The following is a 14,928-nucleotide window of genomic DNA, read 5'->3' on the forward strand; positions in this document are numbered from 1 at the left end:
ACCTCTCCCTACCCGATTAACGAATTCCCTGGCGGTCACCCGCTTCTGAATGCGCGAGAGTTTAACAGTTTTGCCAGGCCTTTGCCGCGGCGCGGCGGTATTCGTGGACGCCCATCGGCGCTATAATCGTACGGTTTCGACGTTTACTTAAAGGAGCCCAGAATGTCCGATGTCAAGAAGGTCGTCCTCGCCTACTCCGGCGGCCTGGATACATCCGTCATCGTCAAGTGGTTGCAGGAAACCTACGACTGCGAAGTCGTGACCTTCACGGCCGACATCGGTCAGGGCGAGGAAGTCGAGCCGGCGCGCGCCAAGGCCCAAGCGCTGGGCGTCAAGGAGATCTACATCGAGGACCTGCGCGAGGAGTTCGTGCGCGACTACGTCTATCCGATGTTCCGCGCCAACACTGTCTACGAGGGTGAGTACCTGCTCGGCACCTCCATCGCACGGCCGCTGATCGCCCGCCGCCTGATCGAGATCGCCAACCAGACTGGTGCCGATGCCATCTCTCACGGCGCCACCGGCAAGGGCAACGACCAGGTGCGCTTCGAGCTCGGTGCCTATGCGCTGAAGCCCGGCGTCAAGGTGATCGCACCGTGGCGCGAGTGGGACCTCAACTCCCGCGAGAAACTGATGGCCTACTGCGAGCAGCACCAGATTCCGGTGGATTTCTCCACCAAGAAGAAGAAATCTCCCTACTCCATGGATGCCAACCTGCTGCACATCTCCTACGAGGGCGGCAATCTGGAGGATCCCTGGGCCGAGGCTGAGGAGGACATGTGGCGTTGGAGTGTCTCGCCCGAGGCGGCACCGGAGCAGCCTACCTACGTTGAGCTGACCTATGAAAAGGGCGACATCGTGGCCATCGATGGCCAGACGATGAAACCCCACGAGGTGCTCGAGAAGCTCAACAAGCTGGGCGGCGACAACGGCATTGGCCGTCTCGACATCGTCGAGAACCGTTACGTGGGCATGAAGTCACGCGGCTGCTACGAGACCCCCGGCGGCACCATCATGCTGCGTGCCCACCGCGCCATCGAGTCGCTGACCCTTGACCGCGAGGAGGCCCACCTCAAGGACGAGCTGATGCCCAAGTACGCCGAGGTGATCTACAACGGCTACTGGTGGAGTCCGGAGCGTCGCATGCTGCAGGCGGCCATCGACGAGACCCAGAAGAGCGTCAACGGTGTCGTGCGCATGAAGCTCTACAAGGGCAGCGCCACCGTGGTCGGCCGCAAGTCTGAGCAGTCGCTGTTCGACGAGTCCATCGCCACCTTCGAGGATGACGCCGGGGCCTACGACCAGAAAGACGCCGAAGGCTTCATCAAGCTCAACGCTTTGCGTCTGCGCATCGCTGCCGGCAAGGGCCGCAAGCAGGACTGATCGCCAGGCGAGCGAGGAGGCACAGATGCTCAAGAAACTGTTTTCCGGCCTGCTCGGCGGCGCTGGCGACAAGCCCGCCGCCGAGGCCGAGCCGGTCGAGTACAAGGGCTACCTGATCGTTCCCGATCCCCAGGATCGCGACGGCCAGTACCGCGTCAGCGGCTGGATCCGCAAGCCGGTTGCCGAGGGCGAGACCCTCGAGCACCGCTTCGAGCGCTCCGACGTGGTCTCCGGACGTGAGGCCTGCGAGTCGCTGATGATCAGCAAGGCGCAGCGCTTTATCGACGATCTGGGGGACGCCATCTTCGACAAGTAGTCGCTTTAGCTGCTGTTGCACTGTCGCGCGGCGCCCTTCGGGGCGCCGCGCGCGGTTGTGGTGTGCCTATGCGCCCTTTGGCTTAACGCGCCGCGGTGGGGCGGGGCGCTACACTGGGGGCACCACCAAGGAGCCTGCCATGCGTCTGCTGCATCGTGCCTCGCCCTGGCGTGCGCTATTCGCCGGCGACGCGCCCCCCGATCCCTGTGATTGGCCACCGCTGCTGGCCCCGCTGGCCGATGCCGTGGCCGCACTGGGGCCGACGCCACGCCTTGCCGAGGCCAAGGCGTGGCAGCCGCAGCTGGTCGAGGCACTGCGGCGTCTCGACCTGCCGGCCTGGCGCATCGCCCAGCTGCTCAGCGACCATAACGACTGGCTCTACCGACAAGCCGTCGAGCAAGGCCTGAGTGCCATGCGTGGCTCCGGTTGGGGGGAGCCGCCAGCGCGCTTCTGCGTGTTGACGCTGGGCTCTGGCGCCCGCCACGAGAGCCTGCTAGGGCCGGACCAGGACAACGCGATGATTGTCGAGGACTACCCGGACCGTGCGCATACCGAGATCGACGGCTACTTCCAGGCGCTCGGCGAGCGCATGACCGATACGCTGGATGAGGCCGGTATCCCGCTGTGCAATGGCCATGTCATGGCGCGCTGGCCGATGTGGCGCAAGCGCCTCGGCGAGTGGGGGCGTCAGTTGGAGATCTGGACCGCCGAGCGTCGCGTCAAACGCGTGCAGCAGGCCAATATTCTGCTCGATTTCCACGCCGTCTACGGTGATCCGGCGCTGGCCGAGTCGCTGCGCGACCTGGTGGTGGCACTGGTGCCGCGGGCGGCGCTGTTCCTCGACGAGATGGCCAGCCTGTTGGATGAAACCCCGGTGGCGCTTGACCGCCTCGGGCGTCTGGTCGGTGACGATGACGGCGCGCCCCACGAGCGCGCCATCAACCTCAAACGCCAGGGGCTACTGCCGCTGACCGGCAGCGTGCGCTTGCTGGCACTGCGCCAGGGGTGTCGGGCGCCTGACACCCGTGGCCGGCTCAGCGAGTTGGTCGTGGCAGGCGTGCTGGACGCGGCACGTGCTTCCGCCCTGGGCGATGCCCTGGGGCGCCTTCAGGCGCTGGTGCTGGATGCCCAGCTGACCAGCCTGGCCGCTGGCCGTGCCGCCGATGGCTGGATCGATACGGCACGGCTCGACGACGCCCAGCGCCTGCTACTGCGTCACGATCTGCAGCAGGTTCGGCGCCTGATCAAGACGGCGAAGAGCATGGGCAACAATGGGTAACGCCGCCTCACTGCGCTGCAGATAGCGTCGTCAACAGCTCGAGTGCATCTTGGTGTGCCTGCAGGTAGAGGTCGCAGAGTCGCGGCTCTTCGCTCCCCGACGACCACTGCCGCATAGCGAAGCACTTCTCGGTGACTTCGATGCGCTGCAAGACCTTGCCATAGACGCCTGCGCGGCGGAGTGTGGCTGACATGGTGGCCGAATCGAGTCCAAGGCTGGTTAAAAACTCTTCACCGGGAATGCCAAGTAGCAGCTCGGCCGAGGAGAGCAGGCCAATGAAGTAAGCGTCCTGACCGCTCAAGCCCTCCTGATTGGCCAACAACTCGCAGGCTTTGGCACGGGTCAGCGCCAGTTCGGCATGTGCTGAGCTGGCGTTGCCCAGCAGGCCAAACAGGGCCGCCCAACTGGAGAGCTGCTGAAAACCGATTCTGGCTACGACATCGCGTAGCGAGCTGATCGGGGCGTGCTGGCTGAAGTAGGCGCTGTTGGCGATGCGAGTCAACTTGATGGCCAGCTCGGGGTCGGCTTGTATTAGCGCGATGACGGCATCGATGCTTGGTTCGTTACGGCAGAGGGCCTGGAGCAGCTGTGTGGCGTATAGGGTGGTGGCGGGCAGTTTCTTGCCATATACGGGCACCGGTTGTGCGTAGTAGTAGCCTTGGAAGAGGTCGAAGCCCATTTGCCGGTAGGTGTCGCGCTCCTCGCGGGTCTCCACGCGTTCGGCGATCCACTTGAGGTCCAGGTGCGACAGCCGTTGTTTGTGTCGTGCCACTTGCGACGCCTCGAGCGAGGAAATATCGACCTTGAGGTAGGATGACAGGGCGAGCAGGGGCGTCCACTCGGGGGTGAAGTTGAAATCGTCGAGGGCGAAACGGTAGCCCTGCGCATGCAGGCGTCGGACCGCGTCGATCAACGGCTGGTCAGGCGTGATGCGCTCGACGAGCTCGATCACCACCTGGTCGGGAGACACGGGCAGGAAGTGCGGTGACAGCAATAACGCGGCGGAGACATTGATGAAGGTGGGTACCTTGGAAAAGCTGACTCGCTGCATGATGGCAGTATTGAGGTGGTAGACGACTTCGGCCGTGGCAACTTCATCGCCGACATCAAGTGCTCCTAGTCCGGAGTCGCTACGATAGAGCAGTTCCACGCCGTGAATATCATCATGGATATCAAAGACCGGCTGCGAGGCCAGTAGCAGGGAGTTTGCACTAGTTGTTGGTTTGGGCATTCCGTTGACCTCGAGTTGGCACCCCAAACGTTATATCGACGCTTCCCGCGTCTTCTTTAACTGGGGCGGGAAATAGCTTAGCTGTCGAGGGGCTGCTGGCGCTCTTCTGGGCGTGCCTCGGGGAGGTCCATTACCAGGCAGGCGCCGCCCAGGGTGGGGGCGTTCTCGACCCACAGGCGACCGCCGAGGTGGGCGACGATGCCGCGGCTGATGGGCAGGCCCAGGCCGCTGCCGCGGGGGCGTCCGCGAGCCTTGCCGCTGTCGTGCTGCTGCTTGATCTGATGGAATTTCTCGAATACCCGCTCGCGCTCCTCGGCGCTGATCCCCGGGCCGTTGTCCTCCACCGCCAGGCACCAGTGCTGCTTGTGGCGCCACAGGCGCAGGCGCACCCGCGCGGCGTGTTCGTCGGCAAACTTGCTGGCGTTGTCGAGCAGGTTGATGATCACCTGTTCGAGGCGGTCCGGGTCGCCGATCACCCAGGCCTCATCGGCCTCGATGTCGACGCTCAGTGTTACGCCCCGCTCCTCCTGCACGCGCTGCACCGCGGCCACGCTCTGGCGTGCCAGGGCGGCGAGATCCAGCGGCTGGGGATTGAGGGTCAAGCGCCCGCTCTCGAGACGTGCCAGGTCGAGAATCTCTTCGATCAGCCGCGACAGTCGCTGGCTCTCGAGTACCATCACATCGAGGAAGTGAGCGCGCTTGTCGTCGGGCAACGTCTGGCCGTCGCGAAGGATTTCGGCGAAGGCGCGAATCGAGGTCAAGGGGGTGCGCAGCTCGTGACTGACCATGGCGACGAACTCGTCCTTGAGGCGGTCGAGTTCGCGCAGCCGCTCGTTGGCGGCGCGCAGCTCCTCGCCGATGCGCGCCAGCTCGGCGGACTTCTGTTCCAGGCGTCGGTTGTATTCGAGGGTCTGGGAGGTGGTGTCGAGGATGCTCAGCACGGCTTCCAGATCGAGTGCCTCGCCGCGCACCACCGAGTTGATCAGCACCCGCGCCGAGGCGCTGCCCAGCGCCCCGGTCAGGGCCTGCTCGGCGCTGGCGATGACCTCGGAGGGTACCGCCTGCTGGTCGTCGTCGTGCTGGCCGGCGAACACCCGCGCCGCGGCCGCCGCCCCCAGGTAGCGGGCCAGTAGCGCTTCCAGCTCGCCGCGGGTGGTCTGGCCCTGCCACAGGCTGGCGTAGCTGAGTCCGGAATTAAGGGCTTCGGTAAAGAGTGCTGCCTGGGTCTGCTCGAGACGGCTTTGGCGCGTGAACAGCGACACTCCTACCAGTACGCCGACGTTGGCCAGCAGGCTCCACAGCAGCGAGTGGCTGTAGATATCGGCATTCTCGAGGCCGAACAGGGCATAGGGGCGCAGCCAGGCGATGCCCAGCGGGCCGGCCTCGACGAAGCCGGGGGCGAGCCAGCCGGACTGGGCGAAGCCGGGCAGCAGCAGGGTATAGACCCAGACCAGGAAACCGGCGATCAGGCCGAAGGTGGCGCCGAGGCGGGTTGCGCCGCGCCAGTAGAGGCCGAGTAGCAGCGCCGGTGCGAACTGGCAGGCGGCGGCGAACGACACCAGGCCGATGGTGACCAGGCTGTAGGAGTCACCGACCAGCGCGTGGTAGAGGTAGCCGAGCAGCAGGATCAGTACGATGGCGACCCGGCGAATGCCCAGTAGCCAGCCGGTGAGTTCGACCTGCGAGCCGAGGTGCAAACGCGAGGAGCGCAGCAGCAGCGGCATCACCAGGTGGTTGCTGACCATGGTCGACAGGGCGATGGTCTCGACGATGACCATGCCGGTGGCCGCCGACAGCCCGCCGATGAAGACCAGCAGCGGCAGCCCCTCGAGGCCCGCCGAGAGCGGCAGGGTGAGCACGAAGCTATCGGGGTCGCTGGCGCCGTTGCCGATCAGCATGCCGGCCATGGCGATGGGGATCACGAACAGGTTGATGGCCAGCAGGTAGAGCGGGAACAGCCAGCTGGCGCGTTTTAGGTGGCGCTCGTCGACGTTTTCCACCACCAGCACCTGGAACTGACGGGGCAGGGTCAGGAAGGCCAGGAATGCCAGCACCAGGGTGCCGACCCAGCCCAAAGCGCCGCCGGGCACGGCGTCGAGGCTCAGTGCATCGACCAGCGCCGGGTGCTCGGCGGTACGCGCGAACAGGTCGGCGGGGCCGTGGAATAGCACGAAGACCGTGAAGATACCCACCGCCAGGAAGGCCACCAGCTTGACCAGTGACTCGAAGGCAATTGCCGCGACCATGCCCTCGTGGCGCTCGCTGGCGTCGAGGTGGCGGGTGCCAAAGAGAATGATGAACACCGCCAGCACTAGCGCCACCCAGAACGACTTGTCGATCCAGAAGCTCTCTTCGGCCAGGCGCAGCTCGGGCGGTGCCGGGTAGTTGACCAGCACGGCATGGCTCAGGGTGATGGCCTTGAGCTGCAGGGCAATATAGGGGGTGATACCGATCAGCGCGATCAGTGCGACCAGCGCGCCGAGGCTGCCGCTCTTGCCGTAGCGGGCACTGATGAAGTCGGCAATGGAGGTGATGCGCTGGGCGCGGGCGATGCGCACCATCTTTCGGATCAGGAACGGCGCGGCGAGCATCGCCAGCGTGGGGCCCAGGTAGATCAGCAGGAAGCTGGGGCCGTGCTCGGCGGCGCGGCCGACGCTGCCGTAGAAGGTCCAGGCGGTGCAGTAGACGGCGATCGACAGCGCATAGATGGTTGGCGAGCCGATCAGCGAACGGCCCTGCTCGGCGCGGCGGTCGCCCCAGGCGGCGATCACGAACAGCAGCGCCAGGTAGCCGAAGGCCACCGTCAATACCAGCGGCTCGGCCCTCATTGCGACCCTCGCGGCGGCTCAGCGGGCGGTGCATCGGATTGGTGCTGCTGTGTGGCGTCGTCGCTGCGCCCGCCTGGTTCGTGGCGATGTTCGAGCAGCCAGGCGGCCAGTGTGATGACCAGCGCCCAGGCAATGAACAGGTAGAGCGGCAGCCACGACAGGCCGTTGGTGGCGGGGCGGTCGGCGACCAGGATCAGCGGCGGGCTGAACAGCACCAGCGCGACGCCGATCAGGGCGACCAGCCGCTCACCGAGGCGTGGCGTCTTCATGCGCTGGCGTCCTCACGATCGAAGGCGCCGGCCTGCAGGGTCAGTGCTTCCTGCAGGGTGATCACGCCGCGTGCCTCCAGGCGTGGCAGCAGTGCCAGCCATAGCTCGGCGGTGAGGCGGGCATCGCCCAACGCGGTATGCCGGGCGCCCTCGGGTACGCTGAGGTCGAAGCGGCTGGCCAGGCTGTCGAGGTCGTGGCCGTCGAGGCTGGGGTCGAGAGCCCGCGACAGCAGCAGGGTGTCGAGCACCGGTAGCTGGAAGTCGACGCCGGCGCCGGGGGGCTGGATCGCCAGCAGGTCGAAGGCGGCGTTGTGGGCCAGTAGTACCGCTTCGCCGACATAGCGGCGAAAGCGTGGCAGCACTACATGCAGCGGCGGGGCGCCGGCCACGTCGGCATCGCGCAGGCCATGGATCACGGTGCTGGCCGGCGGAATCGGGCGGCCGGGGTCGACGCGCGCATCGAAGGTGTCGTCGGCGAGCAGGCGGGCGTTGACCACCCGGCAGGCGCCGAGGCTGATCACCGTATCGCCACGACGCAGCTCGAGCCCGGTGGTCTCGGTATCGAAGGCGACGATCTCCAGCGCGCGCAGTGAGCAGGCCGCCAGCTCGGCATCCGGCGGCGGCAGGTCGGCGATGCCGAAGTCGTGGAACTCCGGGCGCGGCGCCTTGTGGGCGGCGGGGGCGCCAACCCGCTCTACCGCAGGCAGTGGCAGCCGCAGCCGGGCGTGCTCACCGTCGGCATCGGCCAGGCTCCAGGCGTCACTGCCGTGCTGCTGGAGCAACTCGCCGATGCTCGGCGCCAGTGGCAGGCTCTCCAGGCGCTGGTCGTGCCACTCGGCCAGGGTGCGCTGGGGCAGCGGCGTACCGCGCCAGATCAGATCGAGATAGACGCGACGATTGCCCAGACAGAGTTCGCCTTCCAGGGCATGGCTTCCGGTGGCCTGGTGGAGCCGCTCGAGCAGCGCCTCGAGCAGCGCCAGCAGCGCCGGGGCGTCACCCTTGAACCAGGCTGGCATGCCGATCGGCGTGACCCGCGGCAGTTCGGGCAGATGATCGAGGCGCTCGTTGAGCGACTGCCAGAGGTCGTTGGACCACAGCGGCACCAGCCGCTCGCCCTGCTGCTGCAGGTCGTCGATGCGCTGACCCAGGCGTTCGATCTCGGCGGTCAGCGCACGACTCTCTTCGTCGATGACGGCGCTGATGCGGGTACGTAGATCGCCGGCCTCGGCGTGTTGAGCATCCAGTCGAGTCAGGGTCTCGGCGGCGCTGGCAAGCCCCGCGCCGTGACGGCGCAGGGCCGGCAGCAGCTCGCCGAGGGCGGCGCGGGTGTGGCTTTCGCCGGTGAGGCTGGCGGTGGTGTCGGTCAGCGTGATTAGGGTCTCGCCCTGGCTTTGCGGTACGCGCTTGAGCAGGCAGCGCAGCCAGCGTTCGTCGCTGGGCACCAGCAGTTCGCGGGGGGCGCCGTCGTCGGGCAGCCGTGCCAGGGCGTCCTGTAGGCTGGCCACGCCGATCAGCCCCTCCAGGCGCTTGCCCAGGCCCAACCCGGGATGGCCGTCGAACAGCGTCTCGGCGGCGTGATTGAACAGCAGCAGGCGGCGGTGCTGGTCGCACAGCAGCAGCGGCATCTCCAACACCTGTAGCAGCGACTCCAGCTCGAGGCGGATGCGTGCCGCGCTGCGCGCGCCGTCGGTGTGGGCGGTGGCCAACAGCTGGCGGTCCTGGCGCCAGCCATCGCGCAGCCTGGCCAGGTCTGGCCCCAACCCCTTGAGCCAGCCTTCGGGGGGGTAGTCGTCGCGGGCATCGGGATTGGCCGCCAGGCGTGCCATCTGTACTTGCAGGTGGCGCAGTGGGGTGAACAGGCGGCGCTCTAGCACTAGCCCCAGCAGCAGGGTCAGTACGCCGCCGCCCAGGCTACCGGCCCAGAGCGCCACGCGCTGTACGCCGCTGGGAGCCAGTTCGGCATCCAGCCACAGCGCCAGCAGGGCGCCGCTGAAGAAGGCTAGCCCGCTGACCAGTAGCCAGATACCCACCAGGCGCTGGCGACGGGGCAGGTGGCCGCGGGCAGGGCGCGGCGCCATCAGCGTGCCTCGCCGAGCAGGCCCTGTACCTTGTCGACCAGCGCCTGGGTGGAGAACGGCTTGGTGATGTAGTCGTCGGCGCCCAGCGCCAGGCCCTTCTCACGCTCTACTTCGCGTCCGTGGGCGGTCAGCATGATGATCGGCAGCTTGGCGTGGGCGGGGTCGGCGCGTAGCTGCTCGAGCACGTCGAAGCCGCTGATGCCGGGCAGGCTGATATCCAGCAGAATCAGATCGGGGGCGCCGTCGACAACGCTTTGCAGGGCGCTTTCGCCATCTTCGGCAGTGACCACGTCGAATCCCGCCTGCTGCATCAGAAATTCCAGTGACAGGACGATGTTGGGTTCATCGTCGACCACCAGTACCTTGGCCATGGCGGCTCTCCCTTCTGCGATGGCGTATCTGTTGTCTGCAGTCTAGTGCGGCGACGATACCTGGCGAAAGACGACCTTGGCAGGAGGTGGCAGGGTGGTTGTCGGGTTTGGCGCGCGGAGCGGCGGCCCGGCCTGGTGGTCGGGCCGTCGGGTCGTTACGGCGTCCCTGAGCGGATTCGGTCGAGAATGATCGATGCAATATCCCTGCGCGCCTGAGGGTCCTGCTCCACCAGTTCCAGCAGGGCGTCGCGCGGGATGGCCAGGGTCTCTACCGGGCCATCCGCTGTCACCCGTACCGTTGCCGTTCGCGCTCTGGCTTCGAGAATGCCGATTTCGCCAAAATGGTCGCCTGGCTGGAGCGTTGCCACCTGCTGCGTGCCGTTCGCATCCTCGATCAGCACAGCAACCGTCCCGGTGAGCAGGATGTAAAACCAGTCGGCATCATCGCCCTGGCGAATGATGGTGTCGTCGGCCTCGAAGCGTTTCAGCGAGCCGGTTCCAGCCAACGTTCTCAGCCGCTCTGAGGTGAGCGCAGGCAGGGCTTTGTGCACACGGGTTGTGAGGTAGCGCTGGCGCAGCGCGGCCGCGATTTCGCCGGGCACCAGATCATCCTTGAGCACGATGGCCAGGAAGTCGTCCCGGGTCATCTCCAGCACCAGCGTGGGGGTAGTCGATAGACAGTTGGCGGTTCTGCGACCCTCCCCAAGCAGTCCGATTTCGCCAAAGTAGTTGCCTGGCTCGAGGCTGGCCAGGTGTTCATTCGATCCCGACGTTACCTCGACAGTACCTTCGATCAGGACATGGAATGTCTCGGCCTGCTCTCCCTTACGTAGGATGTAATCACCGGACTCATGGCGGCGTGGGGTCACATTGTCGAGTCTTTCGCGCATGGCGGGTTTCGCCAGGCGGCCACTTTCGAAAAGCTCATCGAGTGCGTTGACGGCAAGTTGCGTGTGATCCGTCTTTCCCGCCGCATGCTCGCTGCGCTCGTCAATAAAACGGATACGGAACTTGCGATCGGGTGCCGGCAGCGGAGCGAGGACGGTGCGCAGCGGATCATTGGCCGGTACGCGCTCGAAGGTGCGTCGGTGAATGATCCGGCTGATCGAAACCAGGGTGCAGGTCTCTACCAGCCCCCCTGCTGGGCAGACGCGTTTGCCATATCCGTAAGGCGCGTATGCACGGCGCTGTTTGTGTTCATTGCGTGGTGCGCGGCACCGGTCTGGATCGAAGCGGTGAGGCTGCGGATAAAAGTCGGCACTGAAGTGGTTAGGGACCCCGCTATAGACGCAGAATTGCCCCTTGGGAACCGTGTGGCCGTTGAATTCGAAAGGTTCATCGACCATGAATGGCATGCCCAGCGACACCGGATGTAGCCGCATCGACTCCTTGAGCGCCGCATTCAGCGTGCTCATGCCGCGCAGGTCGAGGCTGTCGGGCAGCCCGTTGGCATAGGCGCCGTCGACCTCTTCGCGCACGCGCTCGTAGTGTTCGGGGTTCGATAGCAGGTCGTGCAGAAGGAAGGCGACCGTGCGGTTCATATACACCACGGTACCGATAATGCCGTACTGCAGCGTTGCCACCAGATCCTTGCGCGGCAGCGGGTTGCCGTCATCGTCTGTGGCGCTGACCAGGGCATCCAGGATCGTATACGGCATGCCATGGTCTGCCGGGCGATTTTCATAGCGCGTGAGTACCTCATCCGCCATCTTCATGACGTCGCGCCGCAGCTTTTTGTAGGCCGGCAGATGGACGCTGAACTCCGGCACCTTCTTGACGCCTATGTTCATTACCCACACCGCGTAGCGGTTGGCGGTATCGAAGTAGGCGTCCAGGCTCTCACCACACAGTAACCGGCTGTATTGATCGAAGCTGACGCGCGTGCATAGATCCATCACCGACACGGTGCTGCCCGGCGGATGTCGATCCAGGCCCTCATCCACGCAGCCGACGAGGTCGGGAATAAACTCTGCGGCCAACTGACGGGAAAACGCCAGGCGTGCCTGATTGCGCAGATTCTGATACGCCCCAACGGGCTGCGTCAGCAGCACGACACCCCCGATCTGTTTGTCCACCGGACCGAAAAACGCCTCCCGGCTCATGCCCTGCTCGCGGAATTCCAGCAGATGGTTCAGCGATTCCGGGCCGGCCATGATGGTGTAATTGCGAAACAGGTAGTTGACCTGAAACACCGGGCCGAGCTTCTCGTAGGCCTCACTGAAAAACCGATTGGCGTCTTTGGTCAGCAACTCGATCGTGTTGCCGAGCAGGGGTAAGCCAGGCAGGCTGGGTGGGGGCGTGGACTCGGTGGACTTCGAATCAGTCATCAAGCAGATTCCTGTTGTTGGGTGCTTGTCCGGCGATAGGCTGCATGCTGGTGGCGCTGCGCCAGACTGAGAAAAGCGCGGGGCGCATCTTCATGCATTTCTGTCATGGCCCGCCTGCAGGCGGTCGACTTCCTGTTCCTGAACGCTGGGCAGTCGGTAGCAGCTCAGCCGAAAGACACCTCGCAGCAGCGTATCGTTGACGACCGTGAGATTATTCGTGGCCACGATCATGCGCAGGCGTCGCCGCGAGATCTTGACCTGCTCGCTGGCAGTGAAGCCTGGATTGTTGGCAATGTTGCGCAGCGTCGAGAGCGCCATACCGATCGACCAGCTGCAGAAGCGGCGAATGCCGACCTCAGAGGCGGGAATGCGCAGCGTATACTCTTGCGCCTGGCGCAGATGATGATGCGCAACGGCGACCAGAAAACGGATCCCGTCGCGATAGCCGGGATGATTCTGCCAGTCATGTATCCGCATCAGGTCAACGCCACGCGCCGCGAAGACGTCGCGCGGGAGCCAGCAGATACTGCGCTGGCGATCATCCCAGACGTCTTTCAGAATGTTGGTCAACTGCAGTCCCTGGCCGAAGGCCAGCGACAGGCGCCGAAGCTCTTCGCGCTGGGCGTGGATTGTCGGATTGATCTCGGCGAACAGCCGAGTCAGCATTTCGCCAACGCAGCCAGCAGCCACGTAGCAGTAATCGCGCAGGCTGTCACTGTCTTCGAGCCCATACGGGTTCTTGAGACGTTCGAAATTCGCCATGCCGTGGCACATGGTGGTTAAGCAATCGCGCAATGCCTGCTGCTGATCGACCGGCAATTCGCCGAAGGCGAGCAGTACGCCGGGTGTCTGGTCGATGAGTTCCCGTTCCAGGGGGGCTTGTACCAGTCCGGTAGCGAGCAGCGCCTCGGAGAACTTCCGGGCGGCGATGGGGTTATTCAGCCCATCCAGCAGGCGCTGGTAATGAGCGTCTTTTTCGTCGGGCGCCATGGCGGTGCTATCTTCCACCGTGTCGGCAATACGGCACAGTAAATAGGCATTGGTGATCGCCGGGCGCAGCGAAATCGGCAACTGCGGAATGGTCAGCGCAAAGGTCCGAGAAACGCCGGGCAGCAGCCGGTTCTGTAGGGCGAGCGAGGCATGCCTCATAGCAACGTCATCTCCGATGTCGGGAGCAGGTATATTTCCCGCTCAAGCCAGATCATATTGAATGCCTCCGACCTCTCGGGATTGACGTGGAAAAGGCTCTCAGCGATACACAAGGCAGGTTTTCTTACCTACATGCAGCCGGGCTATTCTGTTCGATTGGCCGCATCTACAGGCGTTAACCAGTAATTCACGGAAGCAAGGCCGCTGGATTGAAAGCGTACCGGCCCGGTCAGCGCCCTGCAACGACCCCGTTCACGTTAGGCCGGCTTTTTCATCAGGGTGATGGTCACCACTTATATTCCTTTTTCGTCTAGATGGCCTTTCATCTATAGCATTTCTTGCAAAATGCCGGGCATGAGCGCAGGCGGGCTCATCGGCCATCGACAGGCTTTCCCAGTTTGTGATTGGATCGGGGTGGGCATTAACCCCCCCACTGGCAGGGCGTACTCTGAGCCTCGAGATCGAAGCTTCGATGCCAGGCTAGCGCTGACGCCATCAAAGGCGTCGTGTAGTGTAAAGGCACTCTCCATTTCTAGCGATGCAGTGGCATCAAGGCGTGAGCATGGCTTCTGAAACAGCTTCCAAGGCGCTTCCAGAAACGACAGGCGAATCTCCCGTGCAGATCATGCTGGCCAATCCGCGCGGATTTTGTGCTGGGGTCAACCGGGCTATCGACATTGTCAATCGCGCTTTGGATGTATTTGGCCCGCCGATTTACGTGCGCCATGAAGTCGTCCATAACCGTTTTGTGGTCGAATCGCTACGCGAGCGTGGCGCGGTATTCGTCGAAGAGCTGGATGAAGTGCCGGATGACGTCATTGTGATTTTTTCTGCCCATGGCGTGTCGCGTGCAGTGCAGCAAGATGCCGAGCGGCGCGGTTTGAAAGTCTTCGACGCCACCTGCCCACTGGTTACCAAGGTTCACATGGAAGTGCTGCGCTACGCCAAGCGCGGCCAGGAGTGTGTGCTGATCGGTCACGCAGGACATCCCGAAGTGGCAGGCACCATGGGGCGCTACGACACCTTCCACGGTGGCCGCATCTATCTCGTCGAGGATGAACACGACGCCGCCAATCTGGAGGTCAAGAATCCTGCCCAGCTGGCATTCGTGACCCAGACGACGCTTTCGATGGATGATACCGCCAAGGTGATTGACGTCTTGCGGAGCAAATTCCCCGAGATCAGTGGCCCGCGAACGGATGATATTTGCTATGCCACCCAGAATCGCCAGGATGCGGTGCGTGAGTTGGCCGCTAAGAGCGATCTGGTGCTAGTGGTCGGTAGTGCCAATAGTTCCAACTCCAATCGCCTGCGTGAGCTCTCCGAGAGCATAGGCAAACCGGCGTATTTGATCGACAGCGCCGAGCAGATCGATGCGAGCTGGCTGGATAACGTGCAGCGCGTGGGTGTCACTGCCGGTGCCAGCGCGCCCGAAGTGCTGGTGAAAGGCGTGATTGAACGGCTTAAATCCCTCGGTGCCGCCGTACCAGAAGAACTGGCAGGTTGCGAAGAAACCATCACGTTCTCCATGCCCTATGAGCTACGTCAGCAGGTGATTGCTAGCAGCTGAGCGAGCTGAAATCCTTACGCAACTGCATGTGTGTGATGGCGAAATAACATCAGCAAGGTTGCCGGCCGTATAAGCGCTTTCTACATGCCCTGGCACTGGTGGTCGCGCGCGCTGCGGCCCAACCAGT

11 protein-coding genes are annotated in these 14,928 nt (G+C 64.2%); 4 read left to right on the plus strand and 7 right to left on the minus strand.

Features of this window, described 5'->3' with window-relative positions:
- Positions 1 to 162: 162 nt before the first annotated feature.
- The 3 genes from CK498_RS00745 to CK498_RS00755 all read left to right on the plus strand — a co-directional run bounded on the left by CK498_RS00745 (position 163) and on the right by CK498_RS00755 (position 2,978).
- Complete coding sequence (locus CK498_RS00745; protein WP_095618955.1) at positions 163 to 1,383, plus strand: argininosuccinate synthase; 1,221 nt, start codon at positions 163 to 165, stop codon at positions 1,381 to 1,383.
- A 25-nt stretch (positions 1,384 to 1,408) separates the two neighbouring features.
- On the plus strand, positions 1,409 to 1,699 hold the full coding sequence (locus CK498_RS00750) for an HlyU family transcriptional regulator (protein WP_095618956.1): 291 nt from the start codon (positions 1,409 to 1,411) through the stop codon (positions 1,697 to 1,699).
- A 139-nt stretch (positions 1,700 to 1,838) separates the two neighbouring features.
- The gene (locus CK498_RS00755) at positions 1,839 to 2,978 is read left to right on the plus strand and encodes a DUF294 nucleotidyltransferase-like domain-containing protein (protein WP_095618957.1); all 1,140 of its coding nucleotides are present in this window, start codon (positions 1,839 to 1,841) and stop codon (positions 2,976 to 2,978) included.
- A gap of 7 nt (positions 2,979 to 2,985) precedes the next feature.
- Here the strand turns inward: CK498_RS00755 and CK498_RS00760 are convergent, their stop codons facing one another.
- From CK498_RS00760 to CK498_RS00790, 7 genes are all read right to left on the minus strand, one after another.
- A complete protein-coding gene (locus CK498_RS00760; RefSeq protein ID WP_095618958.1) occupies positions 2,986 to 4,209 on the minus strand; it encodes an EAL and HDOD domain-containing protein in 1,224 nt (407 codons plus the stop codon).
- Between the two features lie 77 nt (positions 4,210 to 4,286).
- Positions 4,287 to 7,037, minus strand: coding sequence for a sensor histidine kinase (locus CK498_RS00765; protein ID WP_095618959.1), 2,751 nt, complete (start codon positions 7,035 to 7,037; stop codon positions 4,287 to 4,289).
- Positions 7,034 to 7,306, minus strand: a complete 273-nt coding sequence (locus tag CK498_RS00770; protein WP_324615486.1) for a hypothetical protein — start codon at positions 7,304 to 7,306, stop codon at positions 7,034 to 7,036. The genes CK498_RS00765 and CK498_RS00770 overlap by 4 nt, the downstream gene beginning before the upstream one ends.
- Positions 7,303 to 9,384 carry a 3'-5' exonuclease gene (locus tag CK498_RS00775; protein ID WP_095618960.1) on the minus strand — a complete coding sequence of 694 codons (2,082 nt, stop codon included), beginning with the start codon at positions 9,382 to 9,384 and terminating at the stop codon, positions 7,303 to 7,305. The genes CK498_RS00770 and CK498_RS00775 overlap by 4 nt, the downstream gene beginning before the upstream one ends.
- On the minus strand, positions 9,384 to 9,755 hold the full coding sequence (locus tag CK498_RS00780) for a response regulator transcription factor (RefSeq protein ID WP_095618961.1): 372 nt from the start codon (positions 9,753 to 9,755) through the stop codon (positions 9,384 to 9,386). Before CK498_RS00780 ends, CK498_RS00775 begins: the two co-directional genes overlap by 1 nt.
- A 155-nt stretch (positions 9,756 to 9,910) precedes the next feature.
- On the minus strand, positions 9,911 to 12,082 hold the full coding sequence (locus CK498_RS00785; protein WP_095618962.1) for a cytochrome P450: 2,172 nt from the start codon (positions 12,080 to 12,082) through the stop codon (positions 9,911 to 9,913).
- 90 nt (positions 12,083 to 12,172) lie between these two features.
- The gene (locus CK498_RS00790; protein WP_095618963.1) at positions 12,173 to 13,231 is read right to left on the minus strand and encodes a phytoene/squalene synthase family protein; all 1,059 of its coding nucleotides are present in this window, start codon (positions 13,229 to 13,231) and stop codon (positions 12,173 to 12,175) included.
- Positions 13,232 to 13,793: 562 nt separating this feature from the next.
- Between CK498_RS00790 and ispH the strand changes: the two genes are divergently transcribed.
- Positions 13,794 to 14,801, plus strand: a complete 1,008-nt coding sequence (ispH, locus tag CK498_RS00795) for a 4-hydroxy-3-methylbut-2-enyl diphosphate reductase (protein WP_095619548.1) — start codon at positions 13,794 to 13,796, stop codon at positions 14,799 to 14,801.
- Positions 14,802 to 14,928 lie beyond the last annotated feature (127 nt).

The organism is Halomonas salipaludis (assembly GCF_002286975.1).
GTDB lineage: Bacteria > Pseudomonadota > Gammaproteobacteria > Pseudomonadales > Halomonadaceae > Franzmannia > Franzmannia salipaludis.